This window comes from uncultured Sulfitobacter sp., from assembly GCF_947502895.1.
Taxonomy (GTDB): Bacteria; Pseudomonadota; Alphaproteobacteria; order Rhodobacterales; family Rhodobacteraceae; genus Sulfitobacter.
On record NZ_CANNBM010000001.1, the window covers coordinates 1,342,715 to 1,368,432 of the forward strand.

Below are 25,718 nucleotides of genomic sequence, written 5' to 3' on the forward strand. Positions count from 1 at the left end.
GGGCGGTAGCAATGGTGACACATCGCCCCGCTGCTCTGTGTCAGGATCTTGCGGTATGTGCAGGCAAAGCGTGGCCCGAAGTCACGCCAGACCTTACCGGTCTCTGAACTGTGCTTCGCGCTTCTCAAGGAACGCGCCCATGCCCTCTGCCTGATCTTCGGTTGCGAACAATGCATGGAACATGCGGCGCTCGAACAGCAGGCCTTCGCGAAGCGGTACCTCGTAGGCACGGTTCACGGCCTCCTTCACAACCATGACGGACACCATGGATTTCTCGGAAATCTTTTGCGCCGCGCCAAGTGCTTCTTCGATCAGCTTTTTCACAGGCACTACACGTGACGCCAGACCGGAACGCTCCGCCTCTTCTGCGTCCATGAAGCGGCCTGTCAGGTTCATGTCCATCGCTTTGGATTTACCGACAATGCGCGTCAAACGCTGTGTGCCGCCGATGCCTGCAACCACGCCGAGGTTAATCTCGGGCTGGCCGAACTTCGCCGTCTCCGAACAAATGATAAAGTCGCACATCATTGCCAGTTCGCAACCACCGCCCAGCGCATAGCCCGACACGGCAGCTATGATCGGTTTACGCACACGCATAATCTGATCTGTCTCGGGTGTGAACAAATCGCCTGAAAACGCCTCGACAAAGGATTTGTCCTTCATCATCGCAATATCCGCTCCTGCGGCGAATGCCTTCTCGGAGCCGGCGATTACAATGCAGCGCACTTTTTCGTTTTCCTGACAGGCAGTCAGGCAATCTGCGAGCTCGCTCATCAGCTGATCATTCAGCGCGTTCAGTGCATCAGGACGGTTCAGCGTCACCAAAGCTACGTGGTTGTCGACATCCAGAATGATCGTTTCATAAGCCATGTGCGCGGCCCTTATGCTGTTGCTCAGACGCTAGTGCATAACATGGCCGTGATGCGGTTCAAGCTATCTTTGACATGTCGGGCAATAGAACGAGGAACGCCCTGACTGCACGATGCGCGCCACAGTACCGTCGCAGCCATCGCGGCGGCATGGCTCTGCTTCCCTTCCGTAAACGTCGAATGAGTGCTGAAAATATCCAAGCTCTCCATCGGCTTGGCGGAAATCCCGCAAGGAGGAGCCGCCCGCCTCAATGGCCTCTTCTAGCACTTGGCGAATGATGGGAACCATGGCTGCGACCTTTGGTGCGGCAATGCGACCCGCCTTGCGTTTTGGGCTGATCCCCGCCCGAAAAAGCGTCTCGCAGACGTAGATATTGCCCAATCCCGCGACAATCCGTTGATCCAGCAGGGCTGATTTGACCGGTGTGTTACGCGATTTAAACGCCTCGACGAGAATCGAGTCGTAAAAATCGTTGCCCAATGGTTCAGGCCCTAGCACAGCCAGCAGCTTGTGCGTCTCGCCACCATTCGTCGGCATCAAATCCATAGCGCCAAAGCGGCGCGGGTCGTTGAAGGTAATCCGTGCACCGTTTTCCATATGAAACACCACATGGTCATGCTTTTCCGCCGCTGGATGTTCATGCACAAATTGTCCAAGCGGATCGCCCGAAATCAGCATACGCCCCGACATTCCCAGATGGATCAGCAACGTCTCACCCGAACTCAGGTCAGCCAGCACGTACTTTGATCGCCGCCGCAGCCGTTCGACCCTTTGACCTGTCAAACGCTCGGCCATGCGTTCGGGAAAGGGCCAGCGCAGATCGGGTCGGTTCACATCAGCACGGCGTATAACGACTCCCTCCATCACAGGCGCAAGTCCGCGGCGCACGGTTTCGACTTCGGGTAACTCTGGCATTATAGATTTTCCCTTGCCTGCTTGGTGAACAGGCTCAACATCAGTCGTAGTTTTGCATCATTCCGGGCAAGGCGTTCCAGAAACTGGTGATAGCCCGACATCCGCGGGATCACACGCAACCGCTTTCCATTCCTAAACGTCACATAAACGCCTCCGGCAATAGTCTTGCTGATAGGTGCTGTGCTCTCTACCTCTGAAAACAGGCCTACAAACCGCTTGCGAAAAAGCGCGGTCCGCTCAACACGGTCGGAAAAGACCATTATCCGCGTAAACGAAAACCAAAGTAGCCCAAGCGCCAGAATGCTGAATCCGAGCATGATTCCGAATACAACCCACTCTTTCAGGGTCGCGTCAGGGCGTTGCAAAATGGTGAGCCACAAGAAGACAGCACCACCACCGAAAAAAGCAAGAGATGCCAGAGACAACCTCTTGAGCTTCACAGGCTTCATTACAAGAACCGTTTGAAGGTCACGGTTCTGCTCTTCACCATCTTTGATCCAACCCGCGAAATTGTCTTTCCGTGCTGCTTTCGATCCTTTGCGAACCGTCCACCACTTGATCCAGATAACGATCAGCCCGACGATAAGAAGTGGGAAAAACACCTCTGGTGCGTTGCGCGCGGCCTCATAGACGGAACCAGCTGCTATCCCTATCTCGGCAATGGTCTCCATAAGCAGATCGCTCCTGCGGCAATTGGCGGTTTGTATCTGCCCTTCTGAGGCTATATCCCGCATTTGACAAGATTAGGACCAAATGCATGACCGACAAGACCACACACTTCGGCTCCCAAACCATCCGCGAGGACGAGAAGGCGGGCAAGGTCCGCGAACTCTTTTCCGACGTTGCCACCAAATACGACGTGATGAACGACGTGATGAGCATGGGCATCCACCGGATTTGGAAAGAAGCGATGATGGATTGGCTCGCCCCGCGTGGCGGTCAAAAGCTGTTGGATGTGGCGGGCGGTACGGGCGATGTGTCTTTCAAATTCCTCAAACGTGCGGGATACGGCCATGCAACGGTCTGTGACCTGACCGAAGGGATGCTGATCGAGGGGCGCAAACGCGCCGAAGCTGCCGCGATGCAGGACAGCCTCGACTGGGTCGTCGGCGATGCGATGGACCTGCCGTTCGAGGATAATACCTTTGACGTCTACACCATCTCCTTTGGCATTCGAAACGTGACTCGCCCCCAAGAGGCGCTGAACGAGGCGTACCGCGTCCTCAAACCCGGCGGTCGCCTGATGGTGCTGGAGTTTAGCCAACTGCCAAATCCCGCCATGCAAAAGGCCTATGACCTCTATAGCTTCAACGTCATTCCCCGCATGGGTCAGGTTATCGCCAATGACCGCGACAGCTATCAGTATCTCGTCGAGTCGATACGTAATTTCCCCGATCAGGAAACCTTCCTCGGGATGGTTCGCACAGCAGGGTTCGAACAGGCGAAATACCGGAACCTCACCATGGGCATCGCGGCGCTCCATTCGGGCTGGAAAATCTAAATGCGTGGTCCGCACAACATCTGGCGGTTGATCCGTACTGGCGCCACGCTGGAACGCACGGGTGCGATGAATTTCGTTCTTGACGCGTTTGAAGCACCCAAGGCCGTGCGCCTTGTCGCCCGCGCGCTGGCAATCCCGTTCAAACCTTTGGGGTACAAAGGCGATCCTTCACTTCAGCCGGCCACGCGCGCGCTCACGGCGCTGGGTCCTGCGTATATCAAATTTGGTCAAATTCTCTCGACCCGACCTGATGTTGTGGGTGATGAGATGGCAAAGCAATTACGCGTCCTGCAAGACCAATTGCCAGCCTTCCCCGTCGATGTGGCCAAGGCCGAAGTCGAGAAAGAACTGGGCCAACCCATCGACACCATTTTTTCCGAATTCAGCGAACCCGTCGCCGCCGCCTCCATCGCTCAGGTGCACAAGGCCAAGCTGAAAACCACCGGCGAAGATGTGGCGGTAAAAGTCCTGCGGCCGGGCATCGAAAAAGCCTTTCAAAAGGACGTCGATGCTTTCTATCTCGCCGCCCGTATGGTTGAGTTGTTCTCGCCCGGCTCCCGCCGCCTGCGCCCCATGGATGTGATTGAGCATTTTGATGGCGTGGTGCGTGGTGAACTTGATCTGCGTCTCGAATCTTCATCCGCTTCCGAATATGCGGCAAACACCAAGGACGATGCAGGATTCGAGCTGCCCGCAATCAAATGGGATTATTCCGCCCGCCGTGTCATGACACTCGGATGGGCAGAAGGTGTGCCAATGGGCGATAACGCCGCCATTGATGCCGCAGGTCACGACCGCATAGAAATGTCCGAGCGGATACTCGCGCTCTTCCTGCAGCACGCTTTGCGAGATGGTTTCTTTCATGGCGACATGCATCAGGGCAATCTCAAGGTCGCCGCAAACGGCAACATCATCGCATTTGATTTCGGCATCATGGGTCATATCGACGAATACACCCGCCGCGTCTACGCCGAGATCCTGTACGGCTTCATCCGCAAAGACTACAAACGTGTCGCCGAAGTGCATTTCGAGGCGGGCTATGTCCCTGCCGACAAAGACGTCGATGAATTCGCCCGCGCCCTGCGTGCCGTGGGGGAGCCGATTTTCGGCATGGATGCCGACCGCATCTCGATGGCACGTCTGCTGGCCTATCTGTTCGAGGTGACCGAACGCTTTGGTATGGAAACCAGAACCGAGCTCATCTTGCTTCAGCGCACGATGGTTGTCGTTGAGGGTGTTGCGCGTTCGCTTAATCCACAAATGAACATCTGGCAGGTCGCAGCCCCTATCGTGACAGACTACATTACGAAATCAATCGGTCCCAAGGCAATCATCACGGATCTCACGAAAACCGCTCGTGTGCTCTCGCGCTTTGGCCCTCGCTTGCCCGCGCTGGTCGAGGCGGCGCTGATCAGGCAGGCCGACGCACTCCCACCGCCCCCAAAGCCATTCAAGCGCTATATTGCTCTTGCCGCCCTTTTCGGTGCTGCCGCTGCTACAGGCCTTATCTTGGTTGTAGATGCGCTGACCTGATTTCTATTTTTTCTGGCCAAAAATACTCAAGCAGAGGTCGGGGGGCTCAATGCCCCCGACCTTTGTTATTCTACATTCGCTCAATAGCAAGGGCGATACCCTGACCACCTCCGATACACATGGTGATTAGCGCGCGCTTGCCTTGAATACGTTCCAACTCATAGAGCGCCTTAACGGTGATGATGGCTCCAGTTGCACCAACAGGGTGGCCCAGCGCGATCGCCCCGCCATTGGGGTTTACGCGTGCTGGATCAAAGCCTAGCGACTTACTCACCGCTAATGCCTGTGATGCGAAAGCCTCGTTACTCTCAATCACATCAAAGTCACCCGCAACCAGCCCTGTTTTTTCGAACAGTTTCGTCACCGCTGGAATAGGGCCAATACCCATTACTTCGGGCCGAACGCCTGCGTGGGCATATCCTATGATCCGCGCCAAAGGCTTCTGCCTACCCGCTTCCGCAACCGAGGCGCGCGCCAGCACAAGTGCCGCCGCACCGTCATTTATTCCCGAAGCGTTCCCCGCTGTGACGGTGCCGTCTTTTTGGAATACCGCCCGTAGGCCCGCCAGTTTCTCCAATGTTGTGGCCTTGGGATGCTCGTCCACGTCAAAGGCAACAGTGTCGCGACCTTTTCGAACTTCGACAGGAACAATTTGATCTACGAAATAGCCCGCTTTGATCGCCGCCGCCGCGCGCTCTTGCGAAAGCAACGCAAAGGCATCTTGCTCTGCACGGCTCACTTCATGCTCACCCGCTACATTTTCGGCAGTGACCCCCATATGTCCCGTACCGAACGGACAGTTCAGCGTCCCCAGCAGCATATCGAGTGAGGCAACATCGCCCATTTTCTGTCCCCACCGCGCGGCGGGCAGGATGTAGGGGGCGCGGCTCATGCTTTCGGCACCGCCTGCTAGCGCATAATCCGCATCGCCCAGCATCAGCGATTGCACGGCCGAGACAATCGCCTGTACGCCAGAACCGCAAAGACGGTTTACGTTCATCGCCGGCACTACATCCGGCACACCAGCTTCCATCGCAGCCACTCGGCTCAGATACATATCTCGCGGTTCGGTATTGATGACGTTTCCAAAGACGACATGGCCAATCTGTCCTGCATCCACGCCTGAACGCTCCAAAGCAGCGCGCGCCACAGTTGCGCCCAACGTGGTAGCAGGCGTGCCCGCCAATGCACCGCCAAATGTGCCAATAGCGGTGCGCGCACCACCCAGTATTACAATATCATCGCTCATGTGACCGTCTCCCTCAGGTTACGCGCCGAACTTAGAAAGCAGCGCAAGGTTTGTCAGCCGAGACGTTCCGTCATTGACCTATTGTTCCATTTATCGCAAATATCCGCTATGACGGATACATCTGAAACCATTCTAGTGCAGCTTCCCAACCGCCTGAAAGATGCGCGGCGGGCGCAGGGCTTGTCGCTTGATGCGGTGGCAAAATTGTCGGGTGTCAGCCGCTCTATGGTCAGCCAGATCGAACGTGGAGAGAGTAGTCCCACCATTGCGACCCTTTGGAATCTCACGCGTGCATTGCAGGTTGATTTCGCAGGCTTGCTGGACAGCCCGTCCGAACCTGCACGCATTGAAACCCTGCGTAGCGAAGCTGTGCCAACAATAAATAATCTAGGGTCAGGCTGCAGCATTCGCATCCTCTCCCCTCCAGAAGAGGCGGGCCGCCACGAAGTGTATGAACTGTTGATCGCGAAGGGCGGCCAGCTGGACAGCCAGCCCCATGCCCGTGGCGCGCGTGAACATCTCAGCGTTTTCGAAGGGACTCTGGAAGTCACGAGCGCCGAGGCAACCACCCTACTGAACGCCGGGGATACAGCGCGCTACGCAGCCGATACTCGACATGCGATCAAAGCAGTCGATGGCCCGGCGCGGGCATTTTTGGTCGTTCAAGACGCTTGAAAATCCTCCGCCATAGCGGATTCCCCTATTTCGGATTAATATCCGTTATGTTAGAAATCCCTTGAATGAGGAGATTCGCATGACCCGATCCTATCTTGCCCATATTACCGAAACACTGGCCCAGATTGATGCCGACGGCATGATGAAGCACGAACGCATGATGACTTCGCCTCAGGGCGGGCAGGTGCATGTGGACGGTCGCGAGGTTATTAACCTGTGTGCGAACAACTATCTTGGTCTTGCCGATCATCCCGCATTGATCGAAGCGGCCCAAGACGCGATGACGCCCAAGGGGTTCGGCATGGCCTCTGTCCGGTTCATTTGTGGCACCCAGGACATCCACCGCAAGCTAGAGCAAAAACTGGCTGCGTTTCTCGGCAAGGATGACTCAATCCTGTTCGCCGCGTGCTTTGACGCAAACGGTGGATTGTTCGAGCCGTTGTTCGGGCCGGAGGACGCCATCATCTCGGACGCGCTGAATCATGCCAGCATTATTGACGGTATCCGGCTGTGCAAAGCAAAACGATATCGCTACGCCAATAACGACATGGCCGATCTGGAAGGGCAACTGAAGCTGGCCCGTGACGAGGGTGCGCGTTTTATCATGATCGCCACGGACGGCGTGTTCAGCATGGATGGCTATCTGGCCAACCTTGAAGGCATCACCGCCTTGGCTGCCAGATATGATGCGATGGTCATGGTTGATGATTGCCATGCCACCGGTTTCATTGGGCCAAAAGGCGCAGGCACCCCTGCCCATGCGGGTGTTGATGTAGATATTCTCACTGGTACGCTGGGCAAAGCGCTGGGTGGCGCAATCGGCGGCTACATCGCAGGGCCGCAACCCGTGATTGATCTGCTACGCCAGCGCGCGCGACCCTATTTGTTCAGTAACTCGCTACCCCCCTCCATCGTGGCTGCAGGGATCACGGCCCTCGATCTGGTGGCCGATGGGGATGATTTGCGTGCGCGGTTGTTCGATAATACAGCTTACTGGCGCGATGGCCTTGCGCGGTTGGGCTTTGATCTGTTGCCGGGTGAACATCCCATTGTTCCCGTGATGCTGGGTGAGGCGCAATTGGCACAGGATATGGCTGCAAAGCTGTTTGATGAAGGTGTCTATGTCAGCGGCTTTTTCTTTCCCGTTGTTCCGCGCGGACAGGCTCGCATCCGTACCCAAATGAATGCCGCCCTCACCCGGGATGATCTTGACCGTGCGCTTGTTGCATTCGAAGTGGCGGGCAAGGCCTGCGGGGTGCTTTCATGAACAACCAGATGAAAGCCCTCTCCAAATTGCACCCCCGCAAAGGGCTATGGGAAACCACGGCACCTGTCCCCGAAATCGGCCCCGACGACGTACTGATCAAGATTAACAAGACAGGGATTTGCGGCACAGATATTCACATCTGGAACTGGGACGAATGGGCGGCAAAAACCATCCCTGTACCAATGATAACGGGGCATGAATTCGCAGGTGAAATCGTTGAAATTGGGCGCGCGGTTGAAGGGCTATCACTCGGCCAGCGATGCTCGGGAGAAGGGCACCTGATTGGCAAAACCTCCCGTCAAAGCCGCGCTGGAAAATTCCATCTTGATCCTGCAACGCGCGGCATAGGCGTCAACGAACAGGGTGCTTTTGCACAATACCTGCGTCTTCCCGCATTCAACGTGGTCCCTCTGCCTGATGAGGTAAACGATGATATCGGTGCAATCCTTGATCCATTAGGCAATGCAGTTCACACCGCGCTCAGCTTTGATCTGGTGGGTGAGGATGTTTTGATAACTGGCGCAGGTCCTATTGGAATCATGGCCGCCGCTGTCGCCCGACATGTGGGTGCGCGCCATGTTGTGATTACCGATATCAACCCGGACCGCCTCGCATTGGCAGAAAATGTGGCAGATGTCATACCTGTAAATATTGGCAACACCGATCTGCATGACGTGATTGCGCGTCTGAAAATGAAGCAGGGCTTTGATGTGGGATTGGAAATGTCGGGTAATCAACGCGCCTTGGATCAGATGATCGATGCCATGACGATGGGCGGTCGTATCGCTATGCTGGGCATCCCTCCTGGCAAAAGCCCCGTTGACTGGAGCAGTATTGTCTTCAAAGCCATCACCCTCAAAGGCGTTTATGGACGTGAGATTTTCGAGACGTGGTACAAAATGATCGCCATGATCGAAAACGGTCTGGATGTTTCAGAGGTTATCACCCATCGCTTCGCCGCCAGTGAATTCGAAAAGGGATTTAACACCATGCGCAGCGGCAGTTCTGGCAAAGTTGTCCTGGATTGGACCACCATGTAAAACTACGCCCATCACGTGCGTTCACCAGCACAGGCACTCGCCACTATCCCGCTTCTTTATTTTTCCTATAAACTCAAACCCGCACTCACCACCAGCGCCAGCACTCGCAGGTTCTGCGCGACATTGCCAAAATCAACTGCCCGCAGGGACCAATGGCACGCGACCTGTATCAGTTAACGACCAGCAGGCGCGCCCTTCAAATACAACCGCAACAAGCGGTTTACCGTACCCTGCGCCCGCATCAATGTTGATGCGGTTGCCATAATGCGTTGCGGCGTCCACGGGCGTATGGCCATGCACGACCAGCTTGCCATGGTCACGGGTGTCGATGTGAAATTCCTTGCGGATCCAAAGCAGGTCTTCTTCATCTTGCTCGTCCAGTGGAACACCGGGTTTGATCCCTGCATGGGCAAAGAAAACGGTCTCTGTCTCATAACTGAACGCCAGTGAATTCAGAAAATCTACATGCGCTTTCGGCACGGCGGCGCGCGCTTTGGCATGCACTTGGGTTTGGCGATCAGTCTCTGTCATTTGCACACCGTAAGAGGCAAGGGTCGTATCCCCGCCCAAACGCGTGTGCAGCCAATAGAGGTATACAGGCAGGTAGGCATCATGCAGCGGATAGTCTCGCATGAACCAGCTGAACATACGGTCATGATTGCCCATCAGGCAGCGCCATGGCCTGCCCGCAGAAACACCGTCGATAAGCGTATCAATCACGGCAGCAGAAGCAGGACCGCGGTCCGTATAGTCACCGATGAACACGATTTCCGCATCCTTACCACCGTCAGCTTCGATCAGGGACAGTACGCGCATTAGCTCGTCATGTTGGCCATGGATGTCACCAATGGCATAGATAGGTTTGGTCATACGCGCTCCAATAGAACAAGGCGCGACCGCTGGGGGCCGCGCCTTGCTAGCCTAACGTGAAATGCTTTAGGCGACATCAAATTCCAGTAGCTTGATCTGCGTAAACATACCTGTTTCATGCAGCTGCTTGACCACCGGAGCGGGTACAGGCGCGTCGACATAGAGCAGGGCAATTGCCTCACCTTTGACGGCCGCGCGGCCAAGGGTAAAGTTCGCGATGTTCACGCCGTTCTCGCCCATGGTCTGGCCCAGTGTACCGATGATGCCCGGCACGTCTTCGTTGGTGGTATAGACCATGTGGCGGCCCACTTCGGCGTCAATCTGGATACCCTTGATCTGGATAAACCGCGGCTTTCCGTCCGAGAATACAGTCCCCGCGATTGAACGCTCGCGCTTGTCTGTCACCACAGTAACCTTGATGTAGCCGTCAAAGACGCCGGATTTGTCCTGATTGGTGGTAGAAATCTGGATGCCTTTTTCTTTTGCGACAACAGGCGCTGAAACCATGTTCACATCAGGATTGGCGCGCTTCATGATGCCTGCAATAACGCCACAGTTCAGCGCATCGAGGTTCATTTCGGCCACTGTACCGTCATACAGGATGTTGATTGCCTTGATCGGCTCGTCCGTCAGCTGGCCGATGAAAGCACCAAGATGCCCCGACAGTTTGAGCCATGGCCCCATGACCTGTGCCTCTTCCGCCGTGACGGACGGCATGTTGAGCGCATTGCTCACAGCACCTGTCAGCAGATAGTCCGACATCTGCTCGGCCACTTGCAGGGCGACGTTCTCTTGTGCCTCCGTGGTGGCAGCCCCGAGGTGCGGGGTGCAGACGACATTGGGCAGGTTAAAGAGCGGGTTCTCGGTTGCAGGCTCTACTTTGAATACGTCAAAGGCGGCGCCGGCCACATGGCCTGATTTCAACATATCAGCCAGCGCCTCTTCGTCGACCAATCCCCCACGGGCACAGTTGATGATCCGCACGCCTTTCTTTGTTTTTTCAAGGTTTTCACGGCTCAGGATATTGGCAGTCTGTTCAGTGAAAGGAACGTGCAGCGTAATGAAATCAGCACGTGCCAGCAGCTCGTCCAGCTCGACCTTTTCAACGCCCATCTTGGCGGCTTTTTCCTCGCCGAGGAAGGGATCATAGGCCACAACTTTCATTTTCAGGCCACGGGCACGGTCACATACAATGCCACCGATGTTGCCAGCGCCGATCACGCCCAGCGTTTTGCCTGTCAGCTCAACGCCCATGAACTTCGATTTTTCCCATTTGCCTGCATGGGTAGAGGTAGAGGCCTCGGGAATCTGACGTGCCACAGCGAACATCATCGCAATTGCATGTTCGGCGGTGGTGATCATGTTGCCGTAAGGTGTGTTCATCACGATCACACCCTTTTTGGAGGCGGCGTCCTTGTCGATATTATCAGTGCCGATGCCTGCGCGGCCAATGACCTTCAGATTGTCTGCAGCGGCGATGATTTTCTCGGTTGCTTTGGTAGCAGACCGGATGGCGAGGCCATCATATTGGCCTATCACTTCGAGCAGTTTGTCTTTGTCTTTTCCAAGGTCAGGCTGGAAATCAACATCGATCCCGCGATCTTTGAAGATCTGGACGGCGGCATCGCTGAGTTTGTCGGAAATTAGTACTTTGGGCGCCATGAGTGCGTTCCTTTGAATATAAGAGAGATGCTCCTCCCTGCCCTTCGGGCGGTCCTCGCAGGGACCAGCGCGACACGGCAGGGGGGAGATTTATGCGTTGAGTTCAGCGTTGAATGCGTGGTCAAGCCACGGCAACATGGCTTCTATATCTGATGTCTCGACTGTGGCTCCGCACCAGATGCGCAGACCAGCAGGCGCGTCACGATATGCGCCGATATCGAGAGCGATGTCATCATCGGCCAGTCGTTTTGCAACGGCCTTGGCAAATGCTGCGCCATCTGCAATCCGCGCATCGGTGAATTTGAGGCACACTGATGTATTTGACCGCGTCACAGGATCAACCGCAAGAAAATCGATCCAGTCGCGCGCTTCTACAAAGGCGGTGACAGCGGCTGTGTTCGCATCAGCGCGCGCGATCATGCCTTTCAGACCGCCCACGGATTTCGCCCAGTCGAGTGCAAAGAGGTAATCCTCAACACAGAGCATGGAGGGAGTGTTGATTGTCGCCCCTGTAAAGATGCCATCAATCAGTTTTCCGCCTTTGGTGAGGCGGAAGATTTTGGGTAGCGGCCATGGTGGTGTATAGCTTTCCAACCGCTCCACAGCGCGAGGCGACAGGATCAGCATGCCGTGTGCAGCCTCACCACCCAGTACTTTTTGCCAGCTGAAGGTCGTGACATCCAAACGATCCCACGGCAAATCCATCGCAAAGGCGGCTGATGTCGCATCGCAAAGCGTCAGGCCAGCACGGTCGGCAGGGATGTCGAAGGCGGCGGGCACGCGCACGCCAGACGTGGTGCCGTTGTATGTAAAACACACGTCATTGTCGAAGTTCACACCCGCCAGATCAACGATCTCGCCGTAGGGGGCGGTTTTTTCGGTCGCATCGATTTTGAGTTGTTTGAGCGCATCAGTGACCCAGCCCGAACCAAAACTCTCCCATGCGAGCATCTCGACGTGGCGTTCGCCCAGAAGATTCCACATCGCCATCTCGTAAGCGCCAGTATCAGAGGCAGGAACAATTCCGATTTTATAGTCGTCAGGGATGCCAAGCACATCGCGCGTGGTCTCGATCGCCTCAAGCAGTTTTGCCTTGCCGGGTGCTGCGCGGTGACTGCGGCCGAGGGGCGCATCAGACAGCTTAGCCAGATCGAATGTGGGGGGTTTGGCACAGGGGCCAGATGAAAACCGCGGATTGCGAGGTTTCAAAGACGGTTTTAGAGTGTCCGGCTGCGAAGCCGGTGCGTTAATAGCCATTGATGCTATCCTTTCAGATATGCGCCCATCGTTGGGGATGGGTGTCCCACAGATGCGTCTACGGATCGTTGTGGTCTGGCACAAGCCGCTAAATGGGGCTAAACCGCCGTCTCATGGTCTTTTTACGACCCTCTCTGACGCTGATCGGAAACATGAACATGTATACTGCCGTGCTGTTGACCGCCCCCTCCGCGCCCAGCCTTGATCCTGCTCTTGTTGAGGCACTGCGCAATGCTTGGGGCGGAGGAGATGCCATCTGGCTTTCCCCTGATGAGGCCGCAGAGTTCACCATGGCTTTGATGCCGGAGAACCTATGGAAGGTTTGGGAAGACTGTCAGGGCATGGGTGTCGATCTGGTGGTCATTCCTACGGCGGGGCGGCGCAAGCAGATGCTCTTGGCCGATATGGACAGCACCATGATCCAACAAGAATGCATCGACGAGCTTGCAGAGGAAGCGGGTGTTGGTGCGCAAGTGAAAGACATCACTGCGCGGGCAATGAATGGTGAGTTGGATTTTAACGCGGCACTACGTGAGCGTGTTGGCCTGCTGAAAGGGCTGTCCGAAGGCGTGATCATGCAGGTTTTGGACAACCGTATTACCCTGATGCCGGGTGGTAAGACCTTGCTTGCGACGATGCGTAGAAACGGTGCTTATGCGGCGCTTGTTTCGGGTGGGTTTACCGCCTTCACGAGCAACGTCGCCCGGCAGTTGGGTTTTGACGAGAACCGCGCCAATACGCTGTTGGTTGAGGGTGGGGAGCTGACAGGAGAGGTTGGTATGCCTATTCTGGGAAAACAGGCGAAGGTTGATGCGCTGGAGGAGATTACGGCGCGATTGGGCATTGCTGAGCGGGATGTGATGGCCGTTGGCGATGGCGCAAATGATCTGGGCATGCTGACCCGCGCAGGTCTGGGTGTTGCGCTTCATGCTAAGCCAGCGGTTGCAGCGCAGTGTAACGTGCGGATCAATTTTGGTGACCTGACAGCGTTATTATATGTTCAGGGCTATAGCAAAGACGCTTTTGTGGATTGAGCGTTGCGGTGGGGGCCAGCCCCCGCCCTTGGCCTGTGGCCAAGGACTCCCCCGGAGGATTTATGGCCAAGAAAAATAGACGAGAGATGGCTTGGTTAGAGTAATCCTGCGGCTGGTTTCAGGATGCCGGTCTGTAATCCGTCCCAGTTTGTGATGGGCGCATTGATGCGTTTTAGGGTTGCGGGGTGGTTTGCATCCAGAACGCCCAACCTGACCAGAAGGGCGGCTATCGCGGCCTCGGCGGCGCGGGTAGTACCACAGGCGGCTTTGAGTGCGATGCCGATCCCGCGCTCTGGCAGGATAGCGATAAAGAACCCTTCTGCGCCTGTTTTCAGCGCAACTTTGCCGTCGCAGGCTTGCATCAACTCGGTGCAGGCGCGACCGGCGCCGGCGACCAATTCAGGGTGCAGGCGCATGGCGCGGTGCAGGCGTGCTTCGGCGCTATCTTCTGGTGCGGCAGCGAAATGGGCCATAGCGCGGGCAATGCCGTACAGGCTTGCCGCGTGGTTCGGGGCCGAGCAACCGTCGATGCCAAAACCGGGGCTAACCTCGCCTGTGATATCCTCGAACGCTTCAAGACATGCGCGTTGCACCGGGTGATCCGGGTCGGTGTATTCCGGTCCTGCGCTTAAGTGTTTCGCCAGTGTCAGAAACCCCGCGTGTTTGCCCGAGCAATTATTGTGTACGCGGCAGGGCTTTTCGTTGGCACGAATCTGCGCCTCCATCACGTTGCGGTCGCGTGATTCTTGTGGGCCGCAGCGAAAGGCGCTGTCTTCCAGCCCCAGATCGCCGATCCATCTATTGACGGCGTCAACATGAATGTCCGCACCTTCGTGTGAGGCACAGGCGAGGGCTAGTTGCGCAGTTGTCAGGCCAAATGCGTCAGCCGCACCCGAACGGATTAATGGCAGCGCCTGTATCATTTTCGACGAACTGCGCGGCAAAACAACCACATCGGGATCGCCCCATGCATCGATAATCTGGCCCTGCGCATCGCAGATTACAGCATGGCCTGAATGGACGCTTTCCAGGATGGGGCCACGCCAAATTTCGGCAAAGGGAGCTGGAGCGTTCATAATCGGTTCCTTTTAATGGTTTTTATGCGCGAAAACCTGCCAATGCGGGGTTTCAGTACTCGCGTCTTTCGCGTTATGGTGTTTGGTGTCTGGAAGAGCATAAACCATGGCACCAGAATGGCCCATTCAAAAGCGGTCACATCATGGATTTGCACTATGTGTTGAGGCAACAAGACGGCTGGAGAGTTAGACAGATGGCATTTTATAAGACGGGCGTGATTGCAGCCCTGATGGCAGGCCTGATTGCAGGTAGCGCCATGGCCCAGAGCCAGAGTACGAATCGCGTCGCGGCAAAGACCGACTGGAGCGTGTTTGTAGAAGATAACCCGACCGAGTGTTGGGGTGTCTCCACACCCAAGGAAACGGTGAACTCACGCGATGGTCGTGTGGTTGCGGTGAACCGCGGCCAAACTCTTTTGATGGTTTTCTACCGTCCGAGTGCGGGCGCAAAAGGGCAGGTGGCCTTTACGGGTGGCTATCCTTTTGCGAGTGGATCCACCGTGAGGATGGACATTTCGGGCAATTCATTTGAATTGTTTACCGAAGGTGAATGGGCCTGGCCTGCGACCACAGCGGATGACGCCAAGATCATCACTGCGATGAAACGAGGCGCGGATGCCAAGCTGACAGGCCGTTCGGGCCGCGGCACGAAAACCGAAGATACGTTCTCGCTGCTGGGCTTTACGGCAGCAGTGGAAGATGCGGCCAAACGCTGCGGCGGCTAAACACCGTGCATCGATTTGAGCAGCTCTGCCCCATTCGGGGCGGGGCTGTTTTCATTTTCGGGGATCAGCCCCTATATACAGCGCAACCCTGATAAGGATTCGCCGCCATGTCTGCACCCATTACCCAAGACGTCCACACCATGCCCCGCAAGCTGCCTGAGGGCCCTACCAACCTTGTGGGTTTGACGCGTGAGGCCATGCGCGATGCGTTGATCGCAATCGGGACGCCGGAAAAGCAGGCAAAGATGCGGGTGGGCCAGATATGGCAATGGATTTACAACTGGGGTGTGCGCGACTTTGACGCAATGACGAACCTTAGCAAATCGTTCCGCGCCGATCTGGCGCAGCACTTTGTGGTCGAGGTGCCGGAAGTCGTCACCAAACAGGTCAGCACCGATGGCACGCGCAAATATCTGGTGCGGATCGCAGGCGGTCACGAGGTCGAGGTTGTGTATATCCCCGAGGCGGACCGAGGCACACTCTGCGTCAGTTCGCAGGTCGGATGCACGCTTACTTGTTCGTTCTGTCACACGGGCACGCAAAAGCTGGTGCGCAATCTGACTGCTGGCGAGATTATCGGACAAGTCATGGTCGCCCGAGATGATCTGGACGAATGGCCTAAATCCGGTACCCGCACCTATGAAGCGCGCCTTTTATCTAACATTGTTTTGATGGGCATGGGCGAGCCGCTCTATAACTTCGAGAATGTGCGCGATGCGATGAAGATTGCGATGGATCCTGAAGGCATCCAGCTGTCGCGCCGCCGCATTACGCTGTCCACCTCCGGTGTTGTGCCAGAGATCGCGCGCACCGCCGCCGAGATCGGCTGCCAGCTGGCCGTGTCTTTCCACGCCACGACGGACGAGGTGCGTGATACGCTGGTGCCAATCAACAAAAAATGGAACATCGAGGCGCTGCTGGATGCGTTGCGTGAATACCCGAAAGTCTCAAACTCCGAGCGGATAACATTCGAATATGTAATGCTGCATGGCATTAACGATAGTGATGAAGACGCTCACCGCCTCATGAGACTGATCGAGGGCATTCCTGCCAAGATCAATCTGATCCCGTTTAATGAATGGCCCGGTGCGCCCTACAAGCGGTCCAGCAACAACCGAATCCGCGCGTTTTCAGATATCGTTCATAAGGCTGGATATGCCTCGCCCGTGCGCAAACCGCGCGGAGAAGATATCATGGCTGCTTGTGGTCAGCTGAAATCCGAGACAGAGCGCGTGCGTAAATCACGTCGCCAGATCGAAGCAGAAGCGGGCGTTGAGCGCGGGTAAAAGCAGCACAGCGTAGAATGCCACTCAACCCTTACGTGTTGAAATACCTCGGTTCCGCCACAATCAAATCCGAATCCTGCCACGAGCACAGAACAGACTGTTTCCTAAGATCACTTAATCAGGAGACAGAAGATGTCGATTATTATCAAGCAAGACGCATTCATCGCAGATGAAGTTATGCAGATGGTTGCGCGTGAACGCGCAGTCGCTCTTTCGGCCCGCGAATGGAAGCACCGCCTTGCAGGCTATGGCTATTCCATCCGCGACACCGACGATGGCAAACATGTGCTGGAAACGCTGCCACACCGCGTAGCATTGTGCGAACTGCCCGCCGAGATGTTCAACTGATCTTGGTAGCCCGTTAGCGGCCAGGAATACTGTCGCGCGCCGATGGCTCGCCCCAGTTTTCGATCAGCTCCATTGCCTCGTCCGCGGTTTCAACAAAGCGGAACAGGTCAAGGTCTTCGGCCGAAATCGTACCCGCATCTGCCAGCGCATCCCAATTGATGATGCCTTGCCAGAAGTCGCGACCAAACAGCAAGAACGGTACGCGCTGCATCCGGCCTGTCTGGATCAATGTCAGCGCCTCGAACAATTCGTCCATGGTGCCAAAGCCACCCGGGAACACACAGATCGCTTTTGCGCGCATCAGAAAGTGCATTTTTCTGATGGCGAAATAGTGGAAGTTAAAACACAGGTCAGGCGTCACGTATGCGTTGGGCGCTTGCTCGAACGGCAGAACGATGTTCAGACCGATAGACACACCCTCCGCGTCAACAGCACCGCGGTTGCCTGCCTCCATGACGCCGGGGCCACCGCCGGTTACAATGACGTCTTCGCGCCCGCCGCTTTCTTTGGATTTGAGCGTCATCAGGCGGGAAAATTCACGCGCTTCGTCATAGAAACGCGACAGATCTGCTAGCGTTTTTGTGCGTGCGCCGTCTTTTTGTGCTGGTTCGGGTATCCGCGCACCGCCAAACAAAACGATAGTCGATTGCACACCGTATTCGTCCAGCATCATCTCGGGCTTCAGCAATTCCAACTGCAGGCGCACGGGGCGCAATTCGTCACGACACAGGAAATCAAAATCGTTAAACGCCAGTTTGTAGGCAGGTGCCTGCGTTTGAGGTGTGACCGGCACACCGTCTGCAGCGGCACGGTCGGTCCCTGCGTCGCGCAGGGGGTGTTTTGTCTTTTTGCTCATATAATCCTCAAAGGTTCGATGTTTTGGCCACCATGCACGGGATTGCATTGGTTGACTATGCCATATGTCAAAGGACCGCATCGAACGTGGTGAGCATTGCGCGGAATGGCCTGTCCGCGTATAGCGCCATCTAATCATCCTTTTTTAAGACGGAGTTCCGACATGTCCAATGCACAGCTTGAAACAGCAATCGAGGCCGCGTGGGAAGACCGCGATAGCATCACCTCCTCCACAATGGGTGAAACGCGTGATGCGATCGAAGCCACGCTTGCCGCACTTGATTCTGGCAATCTGCGCGTGGCGGAAAAGCAGGACAGCGGCGATTGGCATGTGAACCAGTGGGCCAAAAAAGCTGTGCTTTTGGGTTTTCGCATCAAGGATATGGAGCATCAGGAAGGTGGCCCGCAGGGTGCCGGATGGTGGGACAAGGTCGATAGCAAATTCAAAGGCTGGGGCGATGCACAGTGGAAAGAGGCTGGCTTTCGGGCCGTCCCGAACTGTGTTGTACGCAAGTCAGCCTATATCGCGCCGGGCGTGGTGCTGATGCCGTCGTTTGTAAACATCGGCGCCTATGTCGATTCGGGCACGATGGTGGATACATGGGCCACTGTCGGCTCTTGCGCGCAGATCGGCAAAAACGTGCACCTGTCTGGCGGTGTCGGCATTGGCGGCGTGTTGGAGCCGATGCAGGCAGGCCCCACAATCATTGAAGACAACTGTTTCATTGGTGCGCGGTCGGAAGTGGTCGAAGGCTGCATCGTGCGCGAAAGTTCGGTTCTGGGCATGGGGGTTTTCATTGGCCAGTCCACCAAGATCCTCGACCGTGAAACCGGCGAAGTCATGTACGGCGAAGTGCCAAGCGGCTCGGTTGTTGTTGCAGGGTCCATGCCCTCCAAGAACGGCGTGAACCTCTATTGCGCGGTTATCGTCAAGCGCGTGGACGAGCGGACACGCTCCAAAACCTCAATTAACGAGCTGCTGCGCGACTGATGCGGTTTGTCCTGCCCTTGCTGCTGGTCGCTTTTGCGACTGTCGCAGGGGCAGGTCCCTATGACGGGCGGTATCGCCCAGACCATCCCAGCGGCGACAGCTGGGATTGCAAGACGATCGGCAAAGACGGGGGCGCTGTTCTGCTCACGTCCAGCATCTTTTTCGCTTTGGGCAGTCGGTGTACCTTGCGGGACCCCGTTGCTGTCAGCGGTCTTGATGCCACGCTTTATGACGCGGTTTGCCGTGGTACGGGCGATACTTTTCAGCGCCGCATTATGATCATGCGTACCGCAAACGGCATCGCCGTAGTTCAAAAAGGTGCTGTAATCAGCTTGTTGCGCAGGTGTGAGTAGAATCCAGAGGATTGGCCGCCATTCTAGTCAGTGCAGCTGCATCAGCCGCTGGAAAGGCGCGATGCGTTTTCGGGGTCATGTGCGGGAAGCATAATCGTGCCGAACGCTTCGTATTGGTCTTTCAGCAATCGCGCACTCCTGACGGCGTCGGTATGGTTTTCGACGATACCACCGATTTTACCGCTTTGGATCTGATCAAGCGAAAAGGCGGCATCACCAACGATACAGATACTTTTCCCATCGTCCTCTATCAAAACAGACTGGTGTCCGATGGCGTGACCCGGTGTCGGGATAAGCGAAATCGAACCATCTTCGGTGAGCGGCATAGAATTCGAAAATGCGCCTATCGTCCGTTCGCTGTAGGATACTGAACCAAAGTTGATACCTGCGGGAACGCGACACATGAGCGCCCCGGCATGACCGGCTCTTGCAGCATCAGAGATGAGGAATTGTGCATTTGGAAATGCAGACATTCCGCCCATGTGATCTGAGTGCAAATGCGTCATCACTACTTTCCCAACACGCTCTTGCGTGATGCTCAAAGAGGCAAGTTGCGTTCCGATCTCATCGGCCTGTGTGACGCTGAACTGCAGGTTGTGACTATAGAAAAAGCCCGTCACGCTATCACATGCAGCGTAATCTGGATCAGCAATCTTTGCCGTCTTGCCAGTATCCACCGCGATGATGCCTTCTGGATGTTCGATGATATATGCCGTTACCGGCATCCATTCAGTCCAATTCTGGCTTGCCATGATAGTAGGTATGCGCAGTGATTCCGGACCCGAATAGGCACGATGTTCGCGTTTCACAGCGACCCAGCCGGTTTGGATCATGGTTAGCTTGATTCTGCGGGATATTTGGAGAGAAACTGGAGGTGGTGAGGCGGTAGCAGCAGCCAGCGCGCGCACTGGTCGCGCTAGCATATACGCGCAACCAGCGACTGCGGAAGACCCCAAACCGAGTACGCCATAGCCAAGAACTTTTCGTCGAGACATTGCACCCGACATCAAGCTCCCTCCGCCAATGTACTCAGCGCGTGCATGGTGGGTGGAAGTGCTTTTCGAAATCCTGGCCCAAACATGCGCGCAAATACAAAAGCCATCGGCCCGCTAAAAGACACGCGATGCGAAAAGGCGGTGCGATCCCTATTGAACGACCGCTCTACCTTGAGCTGTGCCATCGGCAGCTTTGTGACGAAGGCATAGGCATTTTGCGGATCAAAAGAAACGATCTCAAAGTTGGACGTCGGGCCGGACAGGGGCCGGATACTTCCAGTTGCGCCAAGTTCCATTTCACCGTTCATCAAGGCGGAGTTCAGACCCTTGTCCCAAGCCCCCCATGTCGATGGTGTTGTCCACAACCGCCAAATTTCGTCGGGTGCATTTGTTACTAGTGTAAAATTGAAATCCCGGTTTGTTCCGAGCGCGGTATCTGTGTTCTGGTTGTGTGCCATGGTCTCTCCTGAATCAGGCGCCGACGTGCTACGGGCAGAAATTACTGGCCCCACAGGGCAAGCTGTTTTGATGTTTCGATGTAGCATGCTCGACAAATTATGAATGAACCTCATTCACTTTAGGGCGAACGCCATGCTGGTCAACTATGATTCTGAATGATATTCATTTTGGATGTCTGAAATTGATATCACCCCAGCCCAAACCAAGAAGACCACTGCGATTTTGGACGCTGCAAAGCAGCATTTTGCAGCGCGTGGTTTCGAAGCTACCAAGCTGTCAGACATTGCCAAAGATGCTGGTGTTGCTGTCGGTACGATTTATCTTCGGTATGAAGGAAAGGCAGGACTTCTCAGCGGCGTTCTGGAGAGGGCCGAAAAATCCTTCGCAGAGGCTATGGATCAGGAAGAGCTTTGGGAAATGCCGTTTCCTGATCGGTTCCATTCGTTGATTGCAGCAATATTCGCAACGGCTGGTCGCGAAGAAGATTTTGCACGGCTCATGGCGCTGTCGACCTACGCAGTGAACTCTGGCACCCATGACAAGTCTCACATGCTCGTCGGGATAGCAGCGCATCTGCGGGACGGGGTTCAGCGAAATGAATTGCGCGCAGATGTTGATATTCCGTTGGCCGCCCGAATGGCGCACGGCTTGGTGGAAGGTGCAATGCGTGAAATGATGGCAGAACCTACACGTGATCCCGAAATGGTCATAACACAGATCGCCGATGCTTCAGAGCGGTGGCTTTGTACGCGATAGCCGTCTTGCAGAGGGTAAATCCGCTATCTGGGCAGAGTGCATCATCCGTAAGATGTCCTTTTTGGCGGACGCTCCGCAAACACTTGCCTATTCAAAACGCCTTTGCTGCGCCACGCGCCGGCGTTCCACCCTGTTGCCAGTTCTACTTTCGCCAGAAGCAGTCTCGTGTCTGGCCTTTCTGTCCGGTTGTGACCGCTGTCGGCAGTCGCGACACAAGCGTTTCGAGTTTCAGTAGTAAGATCAGCCACTTGCGTGCGCGGTGCGGACAAGGTTTTGAGTGTCGCACGAGAAATGAAATGCTGACGACCCGCAACAGTCCCAATTGTTGATCAGACTTGCGTCTTGTCAGAAGTATCGGTTTTCCAAAGCAACTGTTCGTCAGGCTAGCGCGTGATGGACCTGCGGGGCCGCATAGCGGACAATCTGCGAGCCACAATCCGCACCCCTTTCAAAATCACGCACGACCGTCTAGGTCTGCGCTACACCCCAAGCCAAGGCCGCAGCTAATGTCCGATGATCAAAAACCCAAGAAACCGTCCCGACAGCAGGTCTATACCCTCTTGGTCGAGATTGGCCGCAAGGCGGGCGACGGGCTCCCCGACAAGGCAACGGGTGCCGCGCTTATGTGCTTTGCCTCTGGCATAGACGAGGCTGAGGCCGTGCGCGAAACCGTCGCAATCCTAAAGCAAGCCGATACAGCGCCGCTGGATGTGACAGGCTATGGCACATTGGCCGAGCGTGAGGCCGAAGGCGCAGAGATCGACGATGAAGAACGCGCGCTTATGCAGCGTGCATTGGATGAAAACTCGGTCATTGTGGCGCAGATGACACCGTTTTTTGACTAGGCAGGAACCGTAATTTCCAGATGTGCGCTGGGCGTGCGGTGAATAAACTCTGCTTCGATTTCGCTCAAGATGCGGCGCTGCCCCGAGAATGAGACCAGCGCGCGCTGCATCAAAATCCAGCCATTGATAGGCGCTATGTTCGTTATTCAGTGTGACCCAAGCCGTGGGATCTACAAAGGCCACAAAGACCGGAAAGATCGAGATGCAGTCACGTTCAGGCTCGTAAAACTGTTCGCAGATATCGCCGCTATAAAACCGCTGTGGCGTCAGCCCTGTCTCTTCAGTGATTTCACGCAAGGCGGCCTGCCATGCGGTTTCACCTTCTTCCAGACCTCCCGCAACCTGACACCACGCGCCGACCAAACTGTCGGCCCGCTCCATCAGCAATACCTCTGCCTTGGCGTCGGTCTGGCGCAGAACAAAGGCCGAAACGGCAAAGCTGCGTATCGGAATTTCGGCCATCTGTTTTAGGCCGCGCGGCGTCTGGCCAGATGAATGGCCTCATACCACTTTAGCACCTTGTGCGAGGGCGCTTTGTGCTCTGGCAGATCGTTACGATCCACACCAAATAATACGCTGGAGGCCAGTTGATGCGCGTCGCGGCGAATGCGGCCCAGATACATGCTTTCCAGCGGGGCGCCGCCAGCAATCAGGGCTTCGTGGTTGGGCAGGATCAATTGCGTGTAGGTGGTCAGGTGGCCGCAGGGCTCTGTTCGTGCGGCAAAGCCGTTTACAAGATGGCGTGCAGGGGTCAGCACTTTCTCACAGGAAAAAAGGTATTCCACCTCTGGCCCGTCAATCACCACATGCTGCTCGGGCGCGATAATGATGTCGTCTTGCAATCCGAAATACGGCGCGCGCATCCGGATGGGGGCAAAGCTGCCCCGCGCCGGCACTGAACGGGAAACGGTTTGCAGCACGGGAACCACATCGCCCTCGGCGGTATAGACTGTGTCGCCACGCTTCAGGGTGCTTGCATTGCGGTATCCCCAAGGAGTTGCAATGGGCGTATCGGGGGCCAGTGTCGGGTTGGTGCCTATCGGCTCAATTTGATCGGAGAGCGCGGCAAAGATCATGTCCGAGGCATAGTCGTGGCTGCCACGGCCCAGCATCAGATCGCGGAGATCATCCAGCGTGAGGGGCAGCGGATTCTCTACCGCAACACTCGTCACAGTTGCCTCGCCTGCCTGCTCCAGTGTCAGGCGACCCCAGTTGTATTTGATGTCCCATGCATAGGTCAGGCGCAGTACCTCGGCGCGCCCTGCATTCTTATGGGCAATTGCGGCATGGGCGATTTTGTCGCCCTGCACGTGTACCATGGCCACTCCACCGCCGGGGATGGCCTGAAATACCAGGCTGCGGTGACGCGGGTGCGGTGTGGTATAGCCAAACAGGACCTGTGGTTTGCTATCTTCCGCCACCTCTGTTTCGAACACGATGCTGCCGCGGTTCAAAACCTGATCGGGACGATCCTCAATCAGCGGTGTCGCGCGTTTCTCATGCGCCAGCCCTCGTAGGGACAGGCGGCGGTCACTATGGTCGGTCAGTGCAAGCCACGTCATTCAAGCCACCTTTGCGGCGCGCAAAAGCTCCGCTTCATATCGTTTCAGGGTGCGACGTGCTGCGGTCGGATAGCCTACGCCGGTTTCAGGGTCTAACTCAGGAAAAATGCTGTAAATCTCTTCCACCATTTCCGCTTCGAAGCTGTGGGCAGTCTGTGGACCGGGCAGGAAGCTTTCGGTCTCCAACCCTTCGGAGAAGACGACCTGATGGCGGTCAAACAGCAGATGCACATAGGTCACTTCACCGCCCTCGCGCCGCGTGATGGAACGGTCGTTAACCAGATCACGCGCGGCGACCAGCACTTCGGCCTCGCCAAACAATAGCTCGGCCAGATTGTCCTTGATCAACACACGGTGCAGCGGCGAGACAAGCAGCCCGCGGTGCTGGCCCAGCGTATTGGCGCGAATATGGATCGGGGCGAAATCGCCGATGGCTGGCACGCGGCGTGATCCGATCCAGCGTAAAGGCTGCGCGCCTTCGTCTTTGGTCATGACCAGATCACCGGGCTTCAGCATTTCTGCACGCCGGTCCCCGTCGGGTGTGGCGATTAGCGTACCAGCAACAAAACACGGCACCGAGGTCGCGTTGACGAAACCGACATCGGTTTCTGTGCCGTTGTCGACGGTGTAGGTAAAGTTGAAGTCTTCTTCATCACCGTCGCCCACCACCGTGAGCGTCCCATCGGCATTCAGTGTCACCTGCTGCCCTGTAGGCAGGGTAATGGCAGTGCCCACAGTTGCTGGCTGCCCGTTGATATGGGTGATGGTCAGGGTCGAATTGGGTGTGTTGTTCAGATCGTTGGACAGAACGTCCAGCGTCTTGGTCCCGTCCGGGAAGACTTCAACATCATCAGAGATAGCAACCAATCGGGTTTGGACAGAGTCGCCCGCGATCAGAACATTGGAATCGTATTGGTTGTCGCCCACATCGGCCAGCGCGATCCGCATCGAGTTGGTCTGGCCTGCGTTCACACTCATCGTCAGGGTGAGCGTGATGGTAAACCCGTCCATCTCGGTGTTGTAGTCGTCGGTGGTGTTGTCGACATACATGTTGATGTTGTTGGTGGTCGAGATGTTGAACGGGTCGGTGTCGCCGTCACCCACGTCATGCTCTACCAGCTGCCCGTTGATCCAGACACCAAAGAAATCCTGATAGATCGAATTCGCAAATTCGGGATATTCCTCCGAGCTGAAGACAAACTGCATCGTCAGTGTGTCACTATCGGGAATGAAATCCACGTCCAGTGTTGAGGCATCATATGTGTTGCCGCCAGCTGCATTGTTGTACTGGCTAAAGTTGTTGGTACCCGATGTGTTGGTGCTGGTGTTGGTACTTTGGTTTGACTGGCCGCTGGAGTTTGTAAAATCCTCGGCGTTGCCCGTCGACATGATCACACCGGTTGTCCCCGGCACAACCCCGGGCGAAGTCGTATCGCCGCCCGAATAGGTGCCGGCACTGTCAATATCGCCATAATATGTGGCGCCGGTCACGGTCACACCGTTGCCGAATATCTCCTGCGCCATTTCTGTCGCGGTGGTGCCTTCGCGCACCGTTTCAATGTCGAGTTCCGACGCTGCTACCATTTCACTGCCT

General features: G+C 56.0%; 26 protein-coding genes and 1 pseudogene. 13 read left to right on the forward strand and 14 right to left on the reverse strand.

Annotated features, from left to right (window positions below; translation table 11 throughout):
* Positions 1-93 precede the first annotated feature (93 nt).
* The 3 genes from Q0903_RS06590 to Q0903_RS06600 form a co-directional block, all read right to left on the reverse strand.
* Positions 94-870 carry an enoyl-CoA hydratase gene (locus Q0903_RS06590; RefSeq protein WP_299026728.1) on the reverse strand — a complete coding sequence of 259 codons (777 nt, stop codon included), beginning with the start codon at positions 868-870 and terminating at the stop codon, positions 94-96.
* Positions 871-933: 63 nt separating this feature from the next.
* Positions 934-1,785, reverse strand: coding sequence for a bifunctional DNA-formamidopyrimidine glycosylase/DNA-(apurinic or apyrimidinic site) lyase (mutM, locus tag Q0903_RS06595; RefSeq protein WP_299413924.1), 852 nt, complete (start codon positions 1,783-1,785; stop codon positions 934-936).
* Positions 1,785-2,456 (reverse strand): hypothetical protein, encoded by a 672-nt coding sequence (locus Q0903_RS06600; RefSeq protein ID WP_299413927.1) that lies wholly within the window; start codon positions 2,454-2,456, stop codon positions 1,785-1,787. Before Q0903_RS06600 ends, mutM begins: the two co-directional genes overlap by 1 nt.
* Before the next feature lie 86 nt (positions 2,457-2,542).
* Between Q0903_RS06600 and ubiE the strand changes: the two genes are divergently transcribed.
* Together ubiE and ubiB are read left to right on the forward strand one after the other, a co-directional pair.
* Positions 2,543-3,286 (forward strand): bifunctional demethylmenaquinone methyltransferase/2-methoxy-6-polyprenyl-1,4-benzoquinol methylase UbiE, encoded by a 744-nt coding sequence (gene ubiE / locus Q0903_RS06605; RefSeq protein WP_299026734.1) that lies wholly within the window; start codon positions 2,543-2,545, stop codon positions 3,284-3,286.
* On the forward strand, positions 3,287-4,819 hold the full coding sequence (ubiB, locus tag Q0903_RS06610) for a 2-polyprenylphenol 6-hydroxylase (protein ID WP_299413931.1): 1,533 nt from the start codon (positions 3,287-3,289) through the stop codon (positions 4,817-4,819).
* A gap of 70 nt (positions 4,820-4,889) precedes the next feature.
* On the opposite strand, the gene Q0903_RS06615 is transcribed toward ubiB, so the two are convergent.
* Positions 4,890-6,068, reverse strand: a complete 1,179-nt coding sequence (locus Q0903_RS06615) for an acetyl-CoA C-acyltransferase family protein (RefSeq protein ID WP_299413934.1) — start codon at positions 6,066-6,068, stop codon at positions 4,890-4,892.
* A 108-nt stretch (positions 6,069-6,176) separates the two neighbouring features.
* Here Q0903_RS06615 and Q0903_RS06620 point away from each other — a divergent pair, with 108 nt between their 5' ends.
* The 3 genes from Q0903_RS06620 (at position 6,177) to tdh (ending at position 9,050) form a co-directional block, all read left to right on the forward strand.
* Positions 6,177-6,743 carry an XRE family transcriptional regulator gene (locus tag Q0903_RS06620; protein ID WP_299413937.1) on the forward strand — a complete coding sequence of 189 codons (567 nt, stop codon included), beginning with the start codon at positions 6,177-6,179 and terminating at the stop codon, positions 6,741-6,743.
* Positions 6,744-6,822: 79 nt separating this feature from the next.
* Positions 6,823-8,010: a glycine C-acetyltransferase gene (locus Q0903_RS06625; protein ID WP_299413940.1), complete on the forward strand. Its 1,188-nt coding sequence runs from the start codon at positions 6,823-6,825 to the stop codon at positions 8,008-8,010.
* Positions 8,007-9,050, forward strand: coding sequence for an L-threonine 3-dehydrogenase (gene tdh / locus Q0903_RS06630; RefSeq protein ID WP_299026748.1), 1,044 nt, complete (start codon positions 8,007-8,009; stop codon positions 9,048-9,050). Before Q0903_RS06625 ends, tdh begins: the two co-directional genes overlap by 4 nt.
* 132 nt (positions 9,051-9,182) lie before the next feature.
* Here the strand turns inward: tdh and Q0903_RS06635 are convergent, their stop codons facing one another.
* The 3 genes from Q0903_RS06635 to Q0903_RS06645 all read right to left on the reverse strand — a co-directional run bounded on the left by Q0903_RS06635 (position 9,183) and on the right by Q0903_RS06645 (position 12,839).
* Complete coding sequence (locus Q0903_RS06635) at positions 9,183-9,920, reverse strand: metallophosphoesterase family protein (protein ID WP_299413943.1); 738 nt, start codon at positions 9,918-9,920, stop codon at positions 9,183-9,185.
* 66 nt (positions 9,921-9,986) lie between these two features.
* A complete protein-coding gene (serA, locus tag Q0903_RS06640; protein ID WP_299026754.1) occupies positions 9,987-11,582 on the reverse strand; it encodes a phosphoglycerate dehydrogenase in 1,596 nt (531 codons plus the stop codon).
* Positions 11,583-11,672: 90 nt separating this feature from the next.
* Entirely contained in the window at positions 11,673-12,839 is a 1,167-nt protein-coding gene (locus tag Q0903_RS06645) for a phosphoserine transaminase (RefSeq protein WP_299413945.1), read from the reverse strand.
* 158 nt (positions 12,840-12,997) lie between these two features.
* On the opposite strand from Q0903_RS06645, the gene serB reads away from it, so the two are divergent.
* Entirely contained in the window at positions 12,998-13,873 is an 876-nt protein-coding gene (gene serB / locus Q0903_RS06650) for a phosphoserine phosphatase SerB (RefSeq protein WP_299414496.1), read from the forward strand.
* A gap of 95 nt (positions 13,874-13,968) precedes the next feature.
* On the opposite strand, the gene Q0903_RS06655 is transcribed toward serB, so the two are convergent.
* Positions 13,969-14,949, reverse strand: coding sequence for an asparaginase (locus tag Q0903_RS06655; protein WP_299413948.1), 981 nt, complete (start codon positions 14,947-14,949; stop codon positions 13,969-13,971).
* 194 nt (positions 14,950-15,143) lie between these two features.
* On the opposite strand from Q0903_RS06655, the gene Q0903_RS06660 reads away from it, so the two are divergent.
* The 3 genes from Q0903_RS06660 to Q0903_RS06670 all read left to right on the forward strand — a co-directional run bounded on the left by Q0903_RS06660 (position 15,144) and on the right by Q0903_RS06670 (position 17,308).
* Positions 15,144-15,674: an invasion associated locus B family protein gene (locus Q0903_RS06660; protein ID WP_299026764.1), complete on the forward strand. Its 531-nt coding sequence runs from the start codon at positions 15,144-15,146 to the stop codon at positions 15,672-15,674.
* A 107-nt stretch (positions 15,675-15,781) separates the two neighbouring features.
* Positions 15,782-16,960, forward strand: coding sequence for a 23S rRNA (adenine(2503)-C(2))-methyltransferase RlmN (gene rlmN / locus Q0903_RS06665; protein WP_299413951.1), 1,179 nt, complete (start codon positions 15,782-15,784; stop codon positions 16,958-16,960).
* A gap of 132 nt (positions 16,961-17,092) precedes the next feature.
* Positions 17,093-17,308 (forward strand): hypothetical protein, encoded by a 216-nt coding sequence (locus Q0903_RS06670; protein ID WP_299026770.1) that lies wholly within the window; start codon positions 17,093-17,095, stop codon positions 17,306-17,308.
* A 13-nt stretch (positions 17,309-17,321) separates the two neighbouring features.
* Here the strand turns inward: Q0903_RS06670 and Q0903_RS06675 are convergent, their stop codons facing one another.
* Positions 17,322-18,164, reverse strand: coding sequence for an LOG family protein (locus Q0903_RS06675; protein WP_299026774.1), 843 nt, complete (start codon positions 18,162-18,164; stop codon positions 17,322-17,324).
* Positions 18,165-18,326: 162 nt separating this feature from the next.
* Here Q0903_RS06675 and dapD point away from each other — a divergent pair, with 162 nt between their 5' ends.
* The gene (dapD, locus tag Q0903_RS06680; protein ID WP_299413953.1) at positions 18,327-19,154 is read left to right on the forward strand and encodes a 2,3,4,5-tetrahydropyridine-2,6-dicarboxylate N-succinyltransferase; all 828 of its coding nucleotides are present in this window, start codon (positions 18,327-18,329) and stop codon (positions 19,152-19,154) included.
* Positions 19,154-19,507, forward strand: coding sequence for a hypothetical protein (locus Q0903_RS06685; protein ID WP_299413956.1), 354 nt, complete (start codon positions 19,154-19,156; stop codon positions 19,505-19,507). The genes dapD and Q0903_RS06685 overlap by 1 nt, the downstream gene beginning before the upstream one ends.
* A gap of 41 nt (positions 19,508-19,548) precedes the next feature.
* On the opposite strand, the gene Q0903_RS06690 is transcribed toward Q0903_RS06685, so the two are convergent.
* Together Q0903_RS06690 and Q0903_RS06695 are read right to left on the reverse strand one after the other, a co-directional pair.
* Positions 19,549-20,340 carry an N-acyl homoserine lactonase family protein gene (locus Q0903_RS06690; protein WP_299413958.1) on the reverse strand — a complete coding sequence of 264 codons (792 nt, stop codon included), beginning with the start codon at positions 20,338-20,340 and terminating at the stop codon, positions 19,549-19,551.
* 173 nt (positions 20,341-20,513) lie between these two features.
* On the reverse strand, positions 20,514-20,960 hold the full coding sequence (locus tag Q0903_RS06695; RefSeq protein WP_299413960.1) for a hypothetical protein: 447 nt from the start codon (positions 20,958-20,960) through the stop codon (positions 20,514-20,516).
* Positions 20,961-21,132: 172 nt separating this feature from the next.
* Between Q0903_RS06695 and Q0903_RS06700 the strand changes: the two genes are divergently transcribed.
* Together Q0903_RS06700 and Q0903_RS06705 are read left to right on the forward strand one after the other, a co-directional pair.
* The gene (locus tag Q0903_RS06700; RefSeq protein ID WP_299413963.1) at positions 21,133-21,717 is read left to right on the forward strand and encodes a TetR/AcrR family transcriptional regulator; all 585 of its coding nucleotides are present in this window, start codon (positions 21,133-21,135) and stop codon (positions 21,715-21,717) included.
* Between the two features lie 506 nt (positions 21,718-22,223).
* Entirely contained in the window at positions 22,224-22,562 is a 339-nt protein-coding gene (locus Q0903_RS06705) for a hypothetical protein (protein WP_299413964.1), read from the forward strand.
* Positions 22,563-22,718: 156 nt separating this feature from the next.
* Here the strand turns inward: Q0903_RS06705 and Q0903_RS19745 are convergent.
* From Q0903_RS19745 to Q0903_RS06720, 3 genes and pseudogenes are all read right to left on the reverse strand, one after another.
* Positions 22,719-23,024: pseudogene (locus Q0903_RS19745) on the reverse strand (NUDIX domain-containing protein); the annotation flags it as partial.
* Positions 23,025-23,029: 5 nt separating this feature from the next.
* Positions 23,030-24,124: a Hint domain-containing protein gene (locus Q0903_RS06715; protein WP_299026798.1), complete on the reverse strand. Its 1,095-nt coding sequence runs from the start codon at positions 24,122-24,124 to the stop codon at positions 23,030-23,032.
* On the reverse strand, positions 24,125-25,708 hold the full coding sequence (locus Q0903_RS06720; protein WP_299026801.1) for a Hint domain-containing protein: 1,584 nt from the start codon (positions 25,706-25,708) through the stop codon (positions 24,125-24,127).
* Positions 25,709-25,718 lie beyond the last annotated feature (10 nt).

Coding starts and splice junctions, on each gene's coding strand:
- Q0903_RS06590 (WP_299026728.1), bottom strand. CDS start 870: ATGGCTTATGAAACGATCATTCTGGATGTCGACAACCACGTAGCTTTG.
- mutM (WP_299413924.1), bottom strand. CDS start 1,785: ATGCCAGAGTTACCCGAAGTCGAAACCGTGCGCCGCGGACTTGCGCCT.
- Q0903_RS06600 (WP_299413927.1), bottom strand. CDS start 2,456: ATGGAGACCATTGCCGAGATAGGGATAGCAGCTGGTTCCGTCTATGAG.
- ubiE (WP_299026734.1), top strand. CDS start 2,543: ATGACCGACAAGACCACACACTTCGGCTCCCAAACCATCCGCGAGGAC.
- ubiB (WP_299413931.1), top strand. CDS start 3,287: ATGCGTGGTCCGCACAACATCTGGCGGTTGATCCGTACTGGCGCCACG.
- Q0903_RS06615 (WP_299413934.1), bottom strand. CDS start 6,068: ATGAGCGATGATATTGTAATACTGGGTGGTGCGCGCACCGCTATTGGC.
- Q0903_RS06620 (WP_299413937.1), top strand. CDS start 6,177: ATGACGGATACATCTGAAACCATTCTAGTGCAGCTTCCCAACCGCCTG.
- Q0903_RS06625 (WP_299413940.1), top strand. CDS start 6,823: ATGACCCGATCCTATCTTGCCCATATTACCGAAACACTGGCCCAGATT.
- tdh (WP_299026748.1), top strand. CDS start 8,007: ATGAACAACCAGATGAAAGCCCTCTCCAAATTGCACCCCCGCAAAGGG.
- Q0903_RS06635 (WP_299413943.1), bottom strand. CDS start 9,920: ATGACCAAACCTATCTATGCCATTGGTGACATCCATGGCCAACATGAC.
- serA (WP_299026754.1), bottom strand. CDS start 11,582: ATGGCGCCCAAAGTACTAATTTCCGACAAACTCAGCGATGCCGCCGTC.
- Q0903_RS06645 (WP_299413945.1), bottom strand. CDS start 12,839: ATGGCTATTAACGCACCGGCTTCGCAGCCGGACACTCTAAAACCGTCT.
- serB (WP_299414496.1), top strand. CDS start 12,998: ATGTATACTGCCGTGCTGTTGACCGCCCCCTCCGCGCCCAGCCTTGAT.
- Q0903_RS06655 (WP_299413948.1), bottom strand. CDS start 14,949: ATGAACGCTCCAGCTCCCTTTGCCGAAATTTGGCGTGGCCCCATCCTG.
- Q0903_RS06660 (WP_299026764.1), top strand. CDS start 15,144: ATGGCATTTTATAAGACGGGCGTGATTGCAGCCCTGATGGCAGGCCTG.
- rlmN (WP_299413951.1), top strand. CDS start 15,782: ATGTCTGCACCCATTACCCAAGACGTCCACACCATGCCCCGCAAGCTG.
- Q0903_RS06670 (WP_299026770.1), top strand. CDS start 17,093: ATGTCGATTATTATCAAGCAAGACGCATTCATCGCAGATGAAGTTATG.
- Q0903_RS06675 (WP_299026774.1), bottom strand. CDS start 18,164: ATGAGCAAAAAGACAAAACACCCCCTGCGCGACGCAGGGACCGACCGT.
- dapD (WP_299413953.1), top strand. CDS start 18,327: ATGTCCAATGCACAGCTTGAAACAGCAATCGAGGCCGCGTGGGAAGAC.
- Q0903_RS06685 (WP_299413956.1), top strand. CDS start 19,154: ATGCGGTTTGTCCTGCCCTTGCTGCTGGTCGCTTTTGCGACTGTCGCA.
- Q0903_RS06690 (WP_299413958.1), bottom strand. CDS start 20,340: ATGATCCAAACCGGCTGGGTCGCTGTGAAACGCGAACATCGTGCCTAT.
- Q0903_RS06695 (WP_299413960.1), bottom strand. CDS start 20,960: ATGGCACACAACCAGAACACAGATACCGCGCTCGGAACAAACCGGGAT.
- Q0903_RS06700 (WP_299413963.1), top strand. CDS start 21,133: ATGTCTGAAATTGATATCACCCCAGCCCAAACCAAGAAGACCACTGCG.
- Q0903_RS06705 (WP_299413964.1), top strand. CDS start 22,224: ATGTCCGATGATCAAAAACCCAAGAAACCGTCCCGACAGCAGGTCTAT.
- Q0903_RS06715 (WP_299026798.1), bottom strand. CDS start 24,124: ATGACGTGGCTTGCACTGACCGACCATAGTGACCGCCGCCTGTCCCTA.
- Q0903_RS06720 (WP_299026801.1), bottom strand. CDS start 25,708: ATGGTAGCAGCGTCGGAACTCGACATTGAAACGGTGCGCGAAGGCACC.